General features: G+C 67.5%; 8 protein-coding genes. 4 read left to right on the top strand and 4 right to left on the bottom strand.

Translation table 11 applies throughout. The features are described from left to right. Positions 1 to 61 precede the first annotated feature (61 nt). Both CTZ28_RS17345 and CTZ28_RS17340 read right to left on the bottom strand, forming a co-directional pair. Positions 62 to 3103 carry a glycosyl hydrolase gene (locus tag CTZ28_RS17345; RefSeq protein WP_121890310.1) on the bottom strand — a complete coding sequence of 1014 codons (3042 nt, stop codon included), beginning with the start codon at positions 3101 to 3103 and terminating at the stop codon, positions 62 to 64. Positions 3104 to 3422: 319 nt separating this feature from the next. After that, the gene (locus CTZ28_RS17340; RefSeq protein WP_121890309.1) at positions 3423 to 6698 is read right to left on the bottom strand and encodes a glycosyl hydrolase; all 3276 of its coding nucleotides are present in this window, start codon (positions 6696 to 6698) and stop codon (positions 3423 to 3425) included. Between the two features lie 600 nt (positions 6699 to 7298). Here CTZ28_RS17340 and CTZ28_RS17335 point away from each other — a divergent pair. The 4 genes from CTZ28_RS17335 to CTZ28_RS17320 all read left to right on the top strand — a co-directional run bounded on the left by CTZ28_RS17335 (position 7299) and on the right by CTZ28_RS17320 (position 11166). Next, positions 7299 to 8375, top strand: coding sequence for a LacI family DNA-binding transcriptional regulator (locus tag CTZ28_RS17335; RefSeq protein ID WP_121890308.1), 1077 nt, complete (start codon positions 7299 to 7301; stop codon positions 8373 to 8375). Beyond that, positions 8372 to 8668 carry a helix-turn-helix domain-containing protein gene (locus tag CTZ28_RS17330; RefSeq protein WP_259471667.1) on the top strand — a complete coding sequence of 99 codons (297 nt, stop codon included), beginning with the start codon at positions 8372 to 8374 and terminating at the stop codon, positions 8666 to 8668. Before CTZ28_RS17335 ends, CTZ28_RS17330 begins: the two co-directional genes overlap by 4 nt. A 120-nt stretch (positions 8669 to 8788) precedes the next feature. Further along, the gene (locus CTZ28_RS17325; protein ID WP_121890340.1) at positions 8789 to 9421 is read left to right on the top strand and encodes a TetR/AcrR family transcriptional regulator; all 633 of its coding nucleotides are present in this window, start codon (positions 8789 to 8791) and stop codon (positions 9419 to 9421) included. 239 nt (positions 9422 to 9660) lie between these two features. After that, complete coding sequence (locus CTZ28_RS17320; RefSeq protein WP_147481163.1) at positions 9661 to 11166, top strand: MFS transporter; 1506 nt, start codon at positions 9661 to 9663, stop codon at positions 11164 to 11166. A gap of 140 nt (positions 11167 to 11306) precedes the next feature. Here CTZ28_RS17320 and CTZ28_RS17315 read toward each other — a convergent pair whose 3' ends face one another. After that, positions 11307 to 13586 (bottom strand): glycoside hydrolase family 43 protein, encoded by a 2280-nt coding sequence (locus CTZ28_RS17315; RefSeq protein ID WP_121890306.1) that lies wholly within the window; start codon positions 13584 to 13586, stop codon positions 11307 to 11309. Between the two features lie 83 nt (positions 13587 to 13669). Then, positions 13670 to 17317, bottom strand: coding sequence for an alpha-glucuronidase family glycosyl hydrolase (locus tag CTZ28_RS17310; RefSeq protein ID WP_121890305.1), 3648 nt, complete (start codon positions 17315 to 17317; stop codon positions 13670 to 13672). Between the last annotated feature and the right edge of the window lie 34 nt (positions 17318 to 17351).

Genomic DNA, 17351 nt, shown 5'->3' with positions numbered 1-17351 from the left:
CGCCGTTGTCCGCGAGGGAAGTGACACCCCGGCCTCCGGCAGCGATAGCTGAGGCCGGTCGTTACCGGATGTACGTGCGGGGAGAGCTGACGGTCGCTTCGCGATAGGGCTGGATCAGCACACCGTAGGTGCCATGGCGCTGCACGCCGATGAGCCCGTCCGGCTGTACGCTGCGGCCGGAGCCTCCGGGCTGTGTCCGCAGCCGGTTGTTGAGAGTGGTGGTGACCTCGACTTCGATGCGGTTGCTGCCCGGAACGAGCCGTCCTCGTGTTTCGACGCGGCCTTGTACCAGGTCGACGGGGTCGAGTCGGTGGCCGTTGATCCATACTCTGGCCGAGTTGGTGATCTCCCCGAGTTCGATGACCGCGCCGTCGGTGTTCTTCCAGTCCTTGGGGAGGATGAAGGAAGCGGTGTAGCGGCCGGTGCCGGAGACACCTTCGAGCTCCTTGACGTCCGGCCACGGCTTCAGCCCTGCGTCGAGCGTGACGGAGATCTTCTTGTGGGCGGTCTGGTCGGGTTCGGCTCCCGGCGTGAAGCTGTCGACAGTGAGCTTCCACTTCGTCAGGAAAGCAGCGGACGGCACCTTGCCCACCGACGTCCGGCGGGTGTGGCCGGTGCTGAGTCTCGTCGTGTACTGCCCGGCACTGATGCTGCGTGCCACCAGGCGGGAGCCTTCGTAGCGCAGTTCCGGGGCGTTGGTGGAGATCGCGTGCACGGAGCTGGGGGTCGTTGCTGCCCAGGCACGAGGGGCTATGGCTATGACGGCTGCCTCGTGCGCGGCCAGCTTGAGGGTGATCGTGGTGCGGCCGTGTGAGGTGGTGTAGGTCGTGATGGGCTCGATACGTCCCGTCCAGGCGTCGAGCCGGTAGGGGCGGCCGGTGCCGGTGAAGGAGACCTTCCGCGTCAGCGCGGTGCTCCGGTAGCCGTCGTTCGTCGACTCCTTGCCCTCGTTGTAGAAGTAGTACAGGTCGGCGGAGTCTGTGTGGCGGTGCACGGTCCAGACATGCGCCGCGGGCGAGGCGAAGGCCGCGTCGGGCCGCACGCCGAGCCGGGCCAGGGCCGCGGGGACGGCAGCCTGGGAGGCGACGGCCTCGACGTTGTGCAGGGCGCGGAGCTTGGCGTACACCTTGGCGACCTTGGTGTCGTCGGAGGTGTCGGCGAAGAAAGGTGTCGCGGTCGGGGGCTCGCCGATGATGACGATGGGCAGGCCGTTGAGCGCGTAGTCGTAGATCTTCTGCGCGGTCTGCAGGGTCGCCTGGGCGGAGGCCTCTGCTGTGGCCTGGCTCTGCAGGACTTCCGCGACGTCGGTCAGGATGAGTGCCTTGTACGCCGGGCCGTCGGGGGCGAGGCGCTTTCCGGTGACCTCGGCGGCGGGCAGATCCAGCAGGAAGGGGTCGATGTAGTCGTAGGAGTAGCCGGCGGCGACCAGACCGGGGTCGTTCCACAGCAGGGCGTTGTCGGCGTCCCAGTTGTCGCGGCCGCGGTCCCAGTAGGCGTGCCGGTAGACGGCGACGTCGACGCGGGGCTTGCCGTGGCGGAGCACGGCCTGGAGGCGGCCGAGGTAGCCGGTGAACTCGTCGACGTGGGCCCAGTTGGGGTTGCGCGGGCCCCAGGATTCGCCGATGCCGCCGCCGGTGTTGGCGAACGGGCTGTATCCGGGCCAGGTGGCGGCGGAGGACGTGGTGTACGGGAAGCCGTGGAGCATGAGCCGGTTGACATAGCCGGCGAAGTGGCCGTGGAAGAGGTTCAGGGCGTTGGGGAAGGTGATGGCGTAGCCGTCGTCACCGACCTTGGGCGGGACGACCACGTCGGTCTCGATGGAGAAGACGGGCTTGCCGCTCATGTGCACGGCACCGGACATGGACCGGAAGGCGTCGACCTTCTCCGCGAACCACAGCGACTCCGTCTCGGGGATGTCGAGTTCGGTGGCGGCGGAGGCCATGTTGACGGTCACACCGTAGGCCGGCTGGGCGCGGTAGCTCATGCCGTGTTGGTTGGCCCAGGTGCGCAGCGGCTCCAGGTGGTTCTCGCGGTAGAGCTGTGACAGCGTCTCGAAGTAGTCGTTGCGGATGCGCTGGCCCGTGCCGTCGGCGTATTCGAAGACCGGGCGGAGGTCGAAGATCGCCGCGAACTTGATCATCAGGATGGGGAGGTGCTTGGTGATGTCGTAGCCGCGCCTGCGGCGGATCTCACCGATCATGCCCTCGGTCCAGTGGGTGGTCTTCTCCAGTTCTACCGAGTCCTCGAAGAACTCGGCTCCGACCTCGCGCAGCAGCCGGGAAATCTGGGGGGTGAGGACATTGGCCTCCCAGTAGTCGGTGACGGCCTTGGCTCCGCTCTTGCGGAAGTGGTTGACGATGGGCCAGTCGTTGACGGTCTTGCCTTCGCTGCGCTGCCAGAACGCGAACAGCAGCCAGGTCCCGTTCCCGGCGGGTGCGGTCCAGGTGATCTTGTTGTCGGTCACCTTGGCTGTGAGGTCGCGGGCTGTCGACCGGTCCAGCAGCACGGGTTCGGCGTCGGCGCTGCTGCCGTCTGCGATCTTCGCGGCGGTGACGGCGATCAGAACGGACTCGGTGACGCCGTCCCTTGCCTGTCCCTCGGCGGAGGGCGTCGCGCCGCTGTAAGTCTGGCCGGCGGTGACCATGACCCGGCCCCAGACGATGGTCTGGGAAGAGTCTGCCGAGTTGAGGTCGATGGTCGGGACAGCCGCGGGCCATCGCGGACCGAGCGTGACGTCGAGGTCCAGGTCCTGCTTCTTGGCGGCCTGCAATGCGGTGAGAAGGTGAGTGCGCCACGCCGCAGTACCGAAGCCGGAGCCCAGGTTGGCGAGTTCGGCCCGGCCGAAGCCACCGTCGGCCAGCGAGGCGAGCTGTTCGGCGAGCACCGCGTCGTCGACGTCAGAGCTGGGCAGCCACCAGCGGACCCCCGGCCGCACCTCCGTGGAGGGCGTGGCGAACAGCTTCTTGAAGGCGCGGCCGCCCGCCGCGGTCGCACGTGCGGCGTGTGCCTGGGCAGGCGTGGACAGGCAGGGCGCGAGGGCGGCCGCCGTGATGCCGGTGCCGGTGGCGCGGAGCAGGCTTCGGCGGGAGATCTGGAAGGACATGGTGCTGTGCCGTTCTGTCTGAGGGGCGGTCCCGGATGCCGTGCCCGGCGCTCGGGGTCGAGCGCCGGGCACGGCCGGGACGACCGGGCGAGGAGGAGAACCCGGTCTGGTTCGGTGAATCCGGACGTGCGATACCGGGGCTAGGGTCTTTTGTTTGGATCAGGCCGGATCAGGGAGCGGGGTCTGGTGCCGTGCATCGCAAGGCGGAGGAGGGCGGCAGGGCGGAGCCCTGACAACCGACGACAACGCCGCGAGGCGCGGTGCCAGGGCCCGCGAGCCCGGCATGATCCAAACGAGAGGCCCTAGGAGAGGTAGCGGGTCAGAGGGTGTTCTCGACGTACGGCGTCAACGTGACCGCGGTGAGCCCGTAGGTCTGCGAGCTGGTCGTCGCTCCGGTGCGGTGGCCCAGGGTGGTGTCGAGCTTCACTTCGAGGGCGTTGCGGCCCGCTTGTAGCAGTCCGCCGACGTCGATGGTGTCCGTGAACTGATCCACGTCGTCGATCAGGGCGCCGTTGATGCGGACTTCCGCAACCAGGTCGTCGCCGTGCGCCAGTTCCAGCAGCGCTCCCACGTTGCTCCTCCACGTCTTGGGAAGCGTGAAGGTCGTGGAGTAGCGGCCGATGCCGGAGACTTCGCTCATGCTGTCGACGCCGAGCCTCGTGAGCTGAGCGGAGGTGGCCGGCAGGTCCGTCCAGTCGCCCAGGGAGGTGTCGGTGAAGCTGATGCCGGTCCTGGCGGAGACGGTCGGGTCGACGGTGTTGGCGTCCTTGTCGGGTCCCCAGCTCTCCAGTGCCAGTTTCCATCCCGTGCCGAGGGAGACGGCGTCAGGGAGTGAGCCGATGGTGACCTTCTGCTTCTTGCCGGTGGACAGCGACACAGTGGACGTGCCGGCCGTGCCGGCCCTGTGGATGAGCTGTCCCTTGCCCCCGTAGCGGACGGTTCCCGCGCTGACGGTGGTGGCGTGCGTCTGCCGGGAGGCCTTGCCGCCGCCCAGCGCGACGATGACGGCGTCCCGGCCTTCGAGGTCGATGGTCACGGTGACCGTGTCCGCGTCGGCCACGTACTCCGCGATCGGTGTGACCTCCCCGGTCCAGGCGTCCAGCAGGTGCGGCACGCCCGTGCCGGCGAGTGTGACCTTGCCGGAGACCGCGGCCGAGGTGGAGTTGTAGAAGTAGTAGTAGTCGGCCTCGGAGGAGTGCCGGAGCGACGCCTCGACACCGGCCAGGTCGTGGAGGGCGGCAGGTGTGACCTTCCAGCTGTCGAGCAGGGACAGGATCTCCGCCTGTGTGGTCGCGGTGGCGACGGTGGCGAGCTTGTTCAGTTTGGCAAGTTTCTGGGCCAGGGCGGTGTCGTTGTTGTTGTTCTTGTTCGTGCCGTATACGCGGGTGACGTCGGTGTTGTAGAGGATGACGGGCAGGCCCTTGCCCGCGTAGTCGATCAGTTTCTGCACCGTCGAGACCGACAGCCGTGTGGCCTCACGCACGATCAGCGTCTTGAACGCCGGGCCGTCGGCCGCCAGCACTCCCCCGCTCACCTTGGCGCTCTTGCTGTCCAGCAGGGACTCGCTGAGCAGGTTGTAGGAGTAGCCCTTGTCCAGCAGCGACTGGAAGCCGTTGCCGCTCTGGATGGAGAACCCGTCGTTGGTGCCGAGCAGGACGGCGAGGTCGATGCGGGCGTTGCCGTGCTGCATGACGGTCTGGCTGCGGGTGACGTAGCCGCTGAAGGTGTCGACGTCGTCCCACCAGATCTGGCGGGCGTTGTACGAGGAGAAGGTCCAGAAGTTCCAGCCCGGCCAGCTGCTCTGGTGGCCGTTGAAGCTGCGGGCGAAGGCCGATCCGTGGAAGATCGAGCGGTTGACGCCGTGGGACAGGTCGCGGTTGACCTCCTGAGCGACCGTGTGCCAGGTGGAGTTGATGTTGGCGCTGAAGGTCGTGGTCTCCATCGAGACGAGCGCACCGCCGGCCATGTTGACCGCGGCGGAGATGTTGCGCAGCCCGTCACCGGAGGTGGAGTTGTCGCCCTCGGGGATGTCCAGAGCCGAGGCGGCCCGCGCGATGTCGAGGCCGCTGAGCGTGTAGGCCTGTGCGCGGTAGGTGTAGCCGAAGCTGTCGGTCCAGTCCTTGATCAGCGACGCGTGTTCGGTCTCGTACAGGTCGCCCAGGACGAGGTTCTTGTCCTCGCCGATACGCGTGGCCGTCTCACTGTCGTCGAACCGCGCCGACGAGTTCAGCGCCAGGACGGGCCCGTACTTGGCCACGTCGTAACCGTTGAGCCGCTCGAACGCGGTGAGCAGGTTCGGGGTCCACAGCGGGCTGTCGGCGTGGATCTCGATGGAGTCCTCGAAGATGCTGGAGCCCAACCGGCCGTTCTTCTTCAGCAGCGAGATCATCTCGCGGTCGAGGATGTGCGCGTCCCAGAAGTCGAAGATCTTCTGCACGCCTTCCGCGCTGAAGTAGTTGGTGGCGTACGAGCGGTTGTGGATCGTCACCGAGGCGCCACCGGACATGATCTGACCGGTGCCTCGGCGGTAGGTGCCGAACAACACGTAGTCACCGGCCGCGAGGGAGTCACCCGAACTGGGCGAGTACTTCTTCAGCGCGCCGACCTTGGACAGGTCCGACTCGTAGTGGTATTGCCAGTCGGCCATGCGACGGCGGTTCCCGTCCGAGTCGATCTTGCCCTTGAAGCTGGAACTCGTCGGCTCAGGACCGAACTTGGCGAGCACGTCGTCGTAGTCGATGCCGTTGGCCTCGGCGTAGGCCCGGTCGGGAACACCCGCCGCGCTACCGGCGTAACGCTTGCCGTTCTCCACCTTCGCGGCGGCGGAGGCATCGGTCTCCTGCTTGCGTGTGGTGGCCGCGGTGACATCGATGAGCGAGGCCAGCTCGAACACCGGGTCTCCGCTGTCGTCGAGGCTCGCGACGCGCGCCACGGTGGCGGTGGCGAGCTTGTCCACAAAGACGAAGTCAGCGATCAGACTGGAGGTGTTGGAGAAGTCCCGGGTCCGGGTCTCCGGAAGGGGCAGGTCACCCCGGCCGGCCGAAAGGTCATCCGCAGTGATCTTTCGGTACGCGTACGACGCTTCCTGCTGCTGCTCGTCGTCGTTGGGGTCGACCGTGTTCACGATCGGCGGCCAGTGCGAAGTGATGGTGATGTCGACCTTGAATCCCGCCTTGGCACCATTGGCCGTGCGCAGAGCCTGCTTCAGGATCCGCCGCCAGTTCTCGCTGCCCCAGCCGAACTCCTTGGCGTCGTCGTTGTCGTAACTGGTGTTGTCCGACAGGAAGGCGATCTCCACGCCTCCGAAGCCGCCGTTCGCCATGTCCGTGAGCTGCTTCGCCACGAGCGCGAGGCCTTCACTGTCCTTGCCGGCACCGGCGTCCGGGAACCACATGCGGGCCATCGGCCGAGCCGCGAGCGGGTTGCCGCCGAAGACCTTCGCAATCTTCGTGTCCCCTACGGCTGTCGTGCTGGTCCTCTCACCGGCCGTGTGAGCCAGCGCCGTACTCTCGCCGAGCCACCCCGATGTGGCAGTGGCCGCGACGGCGGCGGCACCGAGCGTGAGCATCCTTCTTCTCGACAATTCGGACGTCATCGTCCAACCCCTTTGGTTGTCGGCTCAGGCTGTGGGGGGGGATTGATCATTGAAACGTTCCAGCGAGAAGTTAGCCGCGAGAGACCGGCACAACAATGCTTGTGTACGCGACTGTCCGGATCCGGCCACGGGCCCAAAGGAGGGGCACGGCGACAGAGGTGGCAGCGCACGGGGCCGGACCCATCGCACGACGTGAGCGAGGCGCCGGCACCGCACGGTCAAGAGCCACTTCAGCTGTGCGATTCCAAAACCGGGTACGTCCGTTATTGAATCGTGTCATTCCGCATGCTGAACTCTGTCCGCGCCGTCTTGCCAGCTCAGAGGGGTTGCGTGCGCGGTGCGCGGGAGCGGCGGTGGTCGGCGGGCGCTCTGGCGCGCCTCCAGGCCCTTGACGGTGCTCCGGCACGGAACTAATTTCCACGCAACCTTCATGAAACATTTCAACTCGGCGGTTCAGCGCCCTGTGCAGGAGAGCGTTCATGCCTCAACACCCCGGAGGCGTACGTTGACAGGGAGCGCGTCTTCCCCGAGGCAAGCTGCCTCGGTCACCTGACAGAGCGCCGACTTGGTCGCGTCTCCCCCTCCGCAAAGGAATCGATCATGCCCAAGTCGTCGCTGCGCCGTGGCCGTGTGACCGTGGCCGGCGCGGAGGACATAGTTTCTCGAAGGCCAGGAATCAAAGATGTAGCGCGAGCTGCAGGCGTTTCGGCCGCTACCGTCTCAAATTTTCTGAACTGGCCGGAACGAGTTTCCAAGAACACCCGCAGCCGGATTCAGGGAGCAGTTGACACATTGGGGTACGTACGCAGCGAATCGGCACGCCAGACGCGCGCCAAGAGCAGTCGGCTCATGGGGCTCATCGTCCTGGACATGGGAAACCCGTTCTTCGTCGAACTGGCGCGTGGCGCAGAAGCGAAGGCACGTGAACGAGATCTGAAAATGATGCTCTGCGACAGCGTCCAGGACACCGACGTCGAAACAGAATATCTCTCCCTCTTCGCCGAACACCGAGCTTTTGGTGTCATCGTTTCCTCCGCCGATGTCACCGGGCGCAGTCTGAGCATTCTGAGCAAGAACGGGATCCCGTTCGTGCGGGTGGACCGGGCGGGAACGGAGAAGGACGCATGCTCGGTCGCTGTGGACGATGTTGCCGGAAGCCAGGCGGCGATGCGCCATCTGATCGAGGCGGGCCATCGCCGGCTCGTCTACGTCAGCGGACCGTCTCACTTGAAGCAGATCCAGGACCGCCGCACCGGGGCGTTCCGCGCCATATCCGACTCCGGTATCGGCTCGCGGGCGTTGCGGGAGATACCCGTCGACCGTCTGGACGTCGCGGCGGGACGCGACGCGGCAGCCCGGATACTCGGCTTCCCCGAGCGTCCGACGGCCGTCTTCTGCGCGAACGATCTGCTTGCGCTCGGAATGCTCCAGACATTTTTCTCCGCTCGGATCAATGTGCCGAACGACATAGCCCTTGTCGGCTACGACGACATCGAATTCGCGGCAGCAGCCGCTGTGCCCCTCACATCTGTACGGCAGCCGGCGGCCGCCATAGGAGGCAGCTCTGTCAAGTTGCTGCTCCAAGAGGCAAGCGGTACACCCGAAGAGCACCGGCACCAGCACGTTCTCCTGCAACCCGAACTCGTCGTCCGCAACTCCAGCATGCTGACTCTGTGATCCTGCACGACACCGATGACTCCGGCGGTCGGATGCCCGGCGGCCGGGGAGGGGGGAAGTCCGTGATCCCTGCAATCAAGAGCATCGGTCCGGATCCAGATGTACAGCTCGATGTGCACGAGCTGAGGCTGCTGGTGCTGCTGGCTGAGGGGCTCGGCTTCGAGACTGTGGCGCGTAAACTCGGGGTCAGCGAGCGAACCGTCCGCAGACGGATCCGCGTCATTTGTGATCGGATCGGCGTCGAAACCCTCATCGAGGCCGTCGTCTGGGCCGTACGCGCCGGCCTTGTGTGAAATAGCAGGCCCTGTTCGTCCCCTCCCGGCCCCTCGAACACCTCACCGCGGCCGGGCATGATCAGGCCGATTGCGGGGCCCCCGGCGGTCGGCTGTGACCTGTGGGTATCGTACTGGCCCATGGTGACGCGGCGTCCCAGAGGCGCTTACAAGGTGGGGCTCGCTCGACGAACTCGCATTGTTGAGGCTGCGGCGCAGCGGTTCGCCGCCGAGGGATACCATCAGGTGTCGATGGCGCAGATCGCGCAGGACGCCGGCATCTCCGACAGCGGCTTGTTGCACCATTTTCCCAGCAAACACCATCTGCTCCTGGCCGTGGTCGAGTTCCGGATGCAGTCCGGTGACGACCGTTGGGCGGCTATTCCGATAGACATCGGCGGTGTTGAGACGTTGAGGGAGATGGTCGACGCCACCGCATGGCATGTGTCGCAGCCAGGTCTGATCGAACTGTTCGTCATCACGGCCTCGGAAGCGTCCGAGCCTTCGAGCCCCGCTCACGAGCTGTATTCACGTCAGTACGAAGCCGTCGTCGAGGAGATCGCACAGCGCTTCCGCAGCGGTGTCGCCGCCGGCGAACTCGTCCCGGACCTGGACTGTGCCGCCACTGCGCGCGAGTGCATCGCCGTGAGCGACGGCCTTCAACTCCAGTGGGTACTGACCCGAGGACGCCTTGACCTGGTTGGTGGCGTCCGGCGGCATGCCGACCGGCTCGCCCGCACCATCACCGTTGACGGACGGGGTCTCGACAGCTGAGAACTCTCCGGACGAGAGGCATGACCGCGACCGCCCCACGGGACATGTGAGCCTGCCGATCTCCCTCGTGGAGGCCGGGATCAGTCAGGAACGTGCCTACCGGACCATGGTCGTCTACGCACTGCACCAGTTAAAGTGCCACAACTCAAAACCGGACATCGAGGCTAAGTAACCCGCTCCGTTCCAGAAAGCGCCCGGATCCCGGCCATCGCCGTGGGCCGACTGCCCTCGGAGAACCCGTGAACCCTTCGACTGAAACGGCCGACCAGGCCCCGCCGTTCCGTGCCCCCGAGCCGGCCCACTGTGCCGCTCCGACTTCCGACTCCGGCCGCTGGACCAGACGAGAACTGGCCCAGCTCGGGGCTCTCATCTGGCCAGGACAGCTCATGGTCGTCGCGGGCATCATGGCGGCCAACGCCCAACCGCAGATCGCTCAGCACTTCCACACCACCCAGATCGCCTGGTTCAGCCTGTCCTTCACCCTGGCAACGATCGTGGCCACCCCGTTCGCCGTGAGCTTCGGCAGCGCCTACGGCAAGCGCCGTGTCATGCTGGTGCTCGCGGCTGTCGGCCTCGTAGGCGACCTGGTCACCGTGCTGGCCCCCACCTATTCCGTGATGGTTTTCGGGCGTGTGATCGGGGGGTTGTACGGGCCAGTTGCCGCACTCACGCTCGCGGCAGCACGCGACCTCTTCCCACCGCGCAAGGCCACCGTCGCCCTGGGAACGATCGCCGGGTCACTCGGCATCCTCGCACTGATCACCCCGCTGCTGTCCGCCTGGCTGCTGGACACCCACGGCTGGCGTGGGGCGCTGTGGTTCCTGGTCGGATCCACCCTGGTCGCGTTCACAGCTCTGCTGTGCATACCCGAGACTCCGCGGCGCCCGGCCACCGGCCGACTCGACTGGCCGGGAGCGTTGCTGCTCGGCGTCGCGCTGTCGCTCACGATCATCGCCATCGGGCAAGGAAACGCCTGGGGCTGGGCCTCCGCGACGGTGATCGCCCTGTTCACCGCCGCTCTCGGCAGCCTGGCTGGCTTTCTGATCAGCGAGATGCGGGCCGAGGAGCCGATCGTCGACCTACGGATGCTGCGCCGGCGAGCCACAGCAACGGTGTTGCTGGGTTCTTCGCTGTCCCAGGCCGCCTACTTCGCCTCGGCCTCCATCCTGATCTTTCTCGCCCTCTACCCGTCGATCCCCGGTGTGTCCGACGGACTCGGCTGGAGCGCGCTGCACAACGCAGTCATCGGCATTCCCGGCGGGCTCGTGACCTTCGGCGCCGGAATCGGCGTGGGCCGCGCCGCACGCACCGTCAGCCCGCGGACACTCTGGTACGCCGCTCTGGTGATACTGGCCGCCGGGTTCGTCTGCGCCGCGCTTTACCACTCCAGTCAACTCCAGGTCATCACCTGCAGTCTGGTGATCGGCCTCGGCGGCGGCATGCTCATGGCCGGCCAGCAGACCATGATCCTCTCAGTCGTGACACCGCAGGAACAGGCAGCCGCAACCGGTATGGCCTCCCTGCTCGGCCAGGTCTTCCTGACCTTGAGCAGCCAGGCCCTCTACCTCACCCTCGCCGCCGACTCCACCACCGTCGCCGGCACCTCCTTCTACCGCGACCGTGCGTTCACCAACGCCTGGCTGCTCATGGCCGCCCTTGTCCTCACCGGGCTGCTGATCTCGGCGGCAATCCCTGCGCTGCGTTGCACGGACGACCATGTGAGCGAGCCGGCCGACGTCTCGTAGTGAGGCTGGGGAGTGCGTCGGTCGCCCCCTGCCGTTGCCGAACCTGGGATGCGGGGGCGGAGGCTGTCGGTGGAGTGGCCTTTGACGGCGCAGATCCAGACGTCGGTGCCGTAGGCGAGGTCGTCTCCGAGCACCAACTGTCAGCGGTAGAAGCGGACGTAGTCGAACTCAGCAGTCAAGCCCTCGCCCGCCAGTGAGACCAGGCCGATGCGTGGGTCGTCGCCGGCCGGCAGGTGCCAGACACCGCCCCAGATGTATTTCTTCCCGTCGCGGCTGGTCGCCGCCTGGTACATGTGCTCGCCGGTCTTCCGGTTGACGGTGTGCCGCAGGCGCAGCCACATGGTGTCCGCCGAGGGGCCGATCTGCATCTCCGGCCACGAGTCCCGGTCCCGGCCGATCCACAGGAACACCTGGCGAGTCGGTCCGGTGCGGGTCGGTGCGAGGTGGATGGAGTCCTTCGGGCTGCGGAAGGCGATGATCCCGGCCTGGCTCCGGCCGTCGGGGGCGTCGGTGATGGGCAGGTGCAGCTTGGTCTCCACCGTGTAGGTCCCCTTGGGAGCCGCACGGAGCAGAGCGGATGCCATCGTTCCGTTGCCGGAGAAGTCGGCGTCCTGGGTGGGCCACACATATCTCCCGTCGGCCACCTTTCCGTCGGGCGGACCGAACCACTCCCAGCCGTCCAGGCTGTCGTCGGTGAAGTCCTCACGGCGGGACGTCAACTCCTCGCCGACCCTCGGCTCGGGCTTCTTCCTCGTCACCGGGGTGAAGAGCCTGGTGACCCCGACGTTGTCGACCTCGCCCGAGCCGTGGCTGGACGCGGCGCCGCCCCTGTCCCATGTGGCGGGGACGTGCACCTCGATCTCGGCGAGGGGCATCCCCAGCATCGCCGAGCTGATCTCCACCCGCGCTCGGCCGTCGCGGATCTCGGCGTTCAGCGAGTGCCAGGTCCTTACATCGGCGCCGGAGTGCAGTCGCTCCGTCCAGGTCTTCCGCACCTTGCCGCCCCGGGTCAGCTCGACTGTCAGGGCACTGCCGGATCCGACCCAGGCGATCAGGTGGTCGGCGACGCCCCGGGAAGCCAGGACCAGTCCGACGCGCCCGCGGTCGTCACGTACCCGCACATCGGTCTCCAGCCGTACGTCGCCCTTCGGGGCACGGTTCGGCAGCAGCAGCTGCGGGGCGGAGCCGCCGTCGGTGGCTCGCGCGTAGCGGCCCGAGTCCGAGTCGACGCCTGCCTTCCAGACGCCGGTTCCCAGGGTCCGGAAGCCTCCGAGTCCGGCCTGGAAGCCGCTGCCGACGTCCCACGTCGCGACCGGCGCGGTCTGGGTGCCCTCGCTGGTCCAGGCACCGGCGCGCACAGTCGGCCATCCGTCGATCCAGTCAAGGCGGTCCATCACCGTGGGACGTCCGCCCCAGCCCGGGTCCTTCTCGAAACGATCGAAGCCGTTGGTGAGTATCCACTCCTGGCCTGACTTGTCCACCACGTCGGCCGAGTGCCCGGTGGCCACCCACCTGTTGCCGTTGGGCGAGTTGACGATCGTCCCGCCCGGATGCAGGTCGGCCAGGCCCACGCCCTCAGCGTCGACGAACGGCCCCATCGGACTCTTCGACCGGCCGACGTACACCGGGTACGCGCCCTTGTCACGGGCGCAGCAGCCCAGCCCGGAGTAGAAGAGGTAGTACCAGCCGTCGCGCTTTCGCACGTACGCCGCCTCGCCGCGGCGTGCGCCGACCACCTGCACCGGTTCGCCGGCCGGCGCCGTACCCTCGGCGTTGAGCCGTACCGCCTGGATGCCGCCGTCGCGGAACGAGCCGTAGTACAGATACTTCTCCCCGTCGGTGTCGACGAACACCGCCGGGTCGATCTGGTTGACCTCCTTGCCGTACGGCAGGACCGGGCGGCCGATGTCCGTCCACGGCCCGGCGGGGTGATCGGCGGTGGCCAGGGCCACGGTGTTGTCGTCGTTACCGGCCACCGAGTAGTACAAGTAGTACTTGCCATTGATGTACCGGATGTCGGGCGCCCAGTAATAGGTGCTTTCGAAGTCGCGCCACTGAGGGTGGTTGTCCGGACCGAACACGTCCCCGACGTAGGTCCAATTGACCAGGTCGGACGAGCGGGTGATCGGCATGAAGTGCTGTGACTCCCACGGTCCGCCGGCGTTCTGCTTGGTCATGTATGTCTGGGTCGCGTAGGCGTACCAGTAGCCGTCCTTCCCGCGGATGATCGACGGGTCGGAGTAGGCGTCGGCGATGTCGTCCATGATGTGGTTCGTGTACGTCCCGGGACGGTCCCCGGGGTCGGCGGTGGCCGGCTGCACGCCGAAACCGATCACGCCGATCGCCGCGACCGTCGCAACCAGCCGCCCGGCCCGTCTGCGCGGTGCTCCGGTCTCCGCAGTCGTGTTGGATCGTGCCATGTGTCGTGGTCTCCTTCTCCGGGTCGGGCCGCCCGCGGCAGCCGGTGAAGCGGGGAGTGCGGGTGCGCAGTCGCGAGACGCGGTCAGACGATGACCAGCGCGCCGATCCGCCACAGGCCGTTCAACTTCGACCCGGTGATGTCCAGTTCGGCGGTGCGGCCGGACGCCCCGCCGTCCAGTTCGAAGGCGAACCAGACGAAGGTGCGCGCCGGCAGGGTGTCGTCGCCGGAGCTGCCCAGGACGGTGCCGTGCTCTGAGATGGTGGTGATCGCGGACTCAGCGACCATGTCCCCGCTCAGTACCCACACGGTGTGCCTGCCGGCCGGCACGCGCAGACGGATCGCGGAGTCCTTGATCTTCTGGGTGACGAAGTCGCGCCGCAGGGCGTCGCCGGTACCTCGGTCGCGCGGGTCGGGGCGCGCCTTGGTCCAGCCGAAGCCGCGCTCGTCGTCGTACCGGTCGCCGGGGGTGAGCCGGGTCCAGCCGGGCACCAGGGGGCTCCCGTCCGGCCCTGCGTCGAGCGCCAGCACGACGTCGTCGGCGTGCGGGGCGGTCACCACCGGCACCGAACGGCCGCGCTCGATCTCCTCGTTCCCGCTGTCGACCCGGATCCCCACGGTGGCGAAGCCGGGCTTCGAGTCCGGGGTGGCGGTGACCGTCAGCTCCGCATCCGTGCCCGCCCTGACGGTGACGGTGCCCGAAGTCGTCTCCCAGCTGTCCGGGGTGGTGAGCCCGGCAGTGACCTCGCGGTCCGTGTCGCCCGTGTTGCGTACCAGCAGGGTGACCTCGTTGGGCCGTCCGGTCCACCAGACCTGTTCCGTGGTCGCCTTCATCACCAGCAGGGACGGCTTCGGCAGCGACTCGTCCGGAAGGGCCAGCGCGTTCAGTCGCCAGGGCCCTCCCTCGCCGGTGAAGGTCAGGTCCAGGGTCCGTCCCGAAGCGCCGCCGTCCAGCGGTAGCTCCAGCCAGGTGAATGTGCCGCTGGGCTGCCTGGGGCTGGTGGCGACTGTCCTGCCGTCCACCGCGATCCTGGTCGGCGAGGCCGTCGCGCCGGTGTCGCCGACGAGCGCGTACGCGGTGTGCCGGCCGGCCGGTACGGCGATGCGCAGCACCCGTGAGCGGTCGTTGTAGAGCATGTCGCGGATCAGCGGTTCGCCGCCGCGATCGCGTCCGGTGGGTCTGTCCCCCACCCAGCCGAAGCCGGCCTGCGGCGACCAGGCGGACGACGGCTTCAGCGGGGTGTAACCGGGCATCGACGCACCGCCGTCCGGTCCTGCGTTCAGGGCCAGTCGGCAGCGGGCACCGTCCGGGGCTACCACCAGGTCCGGGATGGCCCCGTCCAGGCGGGTGAGCTTCGGTGACACCTCGAAGTCCGCCGGTGCGACGGTGCCGGCCAGCGTCGGGGCGACCGACAGTTCGAGCTCGGCGGTCCGGGCACCGTCAGCCTCGCCGGTGGCGGTCGCGGAGGTCCACTGCCCGTTCGGCGGGCGCAGTCGCACACGCAGTTGATGCTTGTCCTTCGAAGCGTTGGTGATGTCGACCGGCAGGAGGTTCGCCCTGCCGCCGAGCAGCACGCGCCGTGGCCCGAGGGCGACTTGAAACCATGTGCGCCGCTCGTCGACGCGCCGGCTGTGGTCGAAATAGAAGCCGACGACGACGTCCCGCCACAGCCGGGCGTGCTCCAGCTGGGCCGTGAAGGCTGCCTCGATGTCGTCGTGGCGCTGCCCGTCGACCCGCCCGGCGAGTGCGCGCCAGGCGAGGAGGAACCGCTTGGCCTCTTCGACGCCTTGGAAGTGGGTGTCGTAGATGTGCTGGATGACCGTTGAGCCGGAGCGAAGGCGGTGGTCGTAGCGGACCCAGTGCATGAACAGCAGCAGCTCGTCGGGGCATGTCTCCAGGGATTCGTAGAGGTCCTGCCAGGCCTTCGGGTACTGCCCGGTGAAGCCGCTGCCGGTGGCCGTGGTGCGGTCAAAACCGGTGCCCTCGGCGGTGGTGTGGTGCGACTGGAAGAGCGTCGCCCTCGGATTCGGCTCGAAGTGGTCGCCGCCGGGGTTGGTGAAGTATCCCAGTCCGAGCGGGGAGGAGTACGCCTCGTACGTCTCCCGGGAGCCGGCCAGGATGTCGACGACGGCCCGGGTGACCTTCGTGTCGGTACCGAAGGTCATTCGCACCCATTCCTCGGCCAGGTCCCGAGGGTCGGTGTCGGTGTCCCAGCACATGCGGCCGAAGGCATAGGTGTTGGCCGCGCCCAGCTGATAGCCGGTCCAGTCGCGGTCGTTGCCGAAGTTGCTGACGCCGGCGATGCCGGTGCACGGCTTCCGCAGCGAACCCTCCGCGAGGATCTCGGCCACGGTCGGCCCGCTGACCGGTCCCTGTGTCGGGAAGCTCAGGACCTCGCGCCACATGGGCGCCAGATAGCACGTGTGCACCGCGTGGCCGGTGTACTCCTGGGTCAGCTGGAGCTCGACCATCTGGTGGGTGCGGCGCATCCGGCCGAACAGCGGGTGCACCGGCTCGCGGACCTGGAAGTCGATCGGTCCGTACTTCGTCTGCAGGACGACGTTGTCGTCGAAGTCGCCGTCCAGCGGCGCGAAGGTCCGGTACTGGTACTCCGCCCAGTCGCTGAAGTCCTCGTGGACGAAGCTACGCCAGACGATCTTCCCGCCGTGCGGGTGTACCGCCTTGGCCAGCATGTTGGCGCCCTCGGCGTGGGTACGGCCGTAGTCGAGCGGACCGGGCCGGCCCTCGGAGTTCGCTTTGACCAGAAAGCCGCCGAAACCGTCCAGCTTCGAGAAGATCTCGCCGGCCTTCGCGCTCCACCATTGCCGCACACGAGGATCGGCGGGGTCAGCCGTCGCGATCGGGTCCGCGTCGTCGGTCGTCAGCACGAGTGGGCTGGCGTAGTCGACCGAGAGCCACAGGGAAATGCCCCATGAGTGGAAGAGAGCAGCCAGCGGCGCCAGTTTGTCCAGCATGCCGCTGCTGATGAAGTCCGCGTCGGCGTTGACGTTGTTGATCACCGAGGCGTTGATCCCGATGGAGGCCATCGCCCGCGCGTAGTCGACGTGCCGGCCGGAGATCACTGGCAGCTCGTCCCAGCCGAAGATCGTCGTGCCGGCGTATCCGCGCTCGATCGAGCCGTCACGGTTGTCCCAGTGATTCATCATCCGCAACCCGACGGCCGGGTTCTGCCGGGTCGACACCTTCGACAGCGGTGTATGGAGCTGCAACAGCCGGATGAGGTGGAACACTCCGCTGAGGACCCCGCGTTCGGTGAGACCGATGACGAAGATCCGCCGACGCCCGTTGCGCGCTCCCACTGACTTGATCACGAAACCCTGCTCACGGAGCCGGAAGTCCCGGTCCTCGTCCACGTAGGACCGCAGCAGCGACGAGTCCTGCACCCGGCCGACGACGATCGCCGCTTTCGGGGCGCGGACATCAGCGGGCGTATGGCCGGTGAGCCCTTCGACGGCCCGCCGCAGTTCGGCCTCGGCGTTCTCCAGCACTGGACCGTCACCGTGGCGGGCGATGCTCGTCAGACTCCGCCGGTATTGATCGAGGCGGTCGGGATCGGATACGAGCGGGTAGCGCAGCCACAGCTCGTAGCCGTCCTCGTCGACCAGTCGCGCGGCCGAGGCGGCAGAGGTGCTCCACGGTGCGGCCGCTGCGGCGAACGCCAAAGCCGAGGCCTGCAACACGTGCCTACGCCCGATCTGATACTGCGCCATCGCAGTGAGCCTCCTCCACCGGTCGTTACAACGT

Source organism: Streptomyces shenzhenensis (genome assembly GCF_003688995.1).
GTDB classification, from domain to species: domain Bacteria; phylum Actinomycetota; class Actinomycetes; order Streptomycetales; family Streptomycetaceae; genus Streptomyces; species Streptomyces shenzhenensis_A.
Note: the sequence above shows the minus strand (reverse complement) of the source record. Positions and strands in the feature narration are given on the sequence as shown.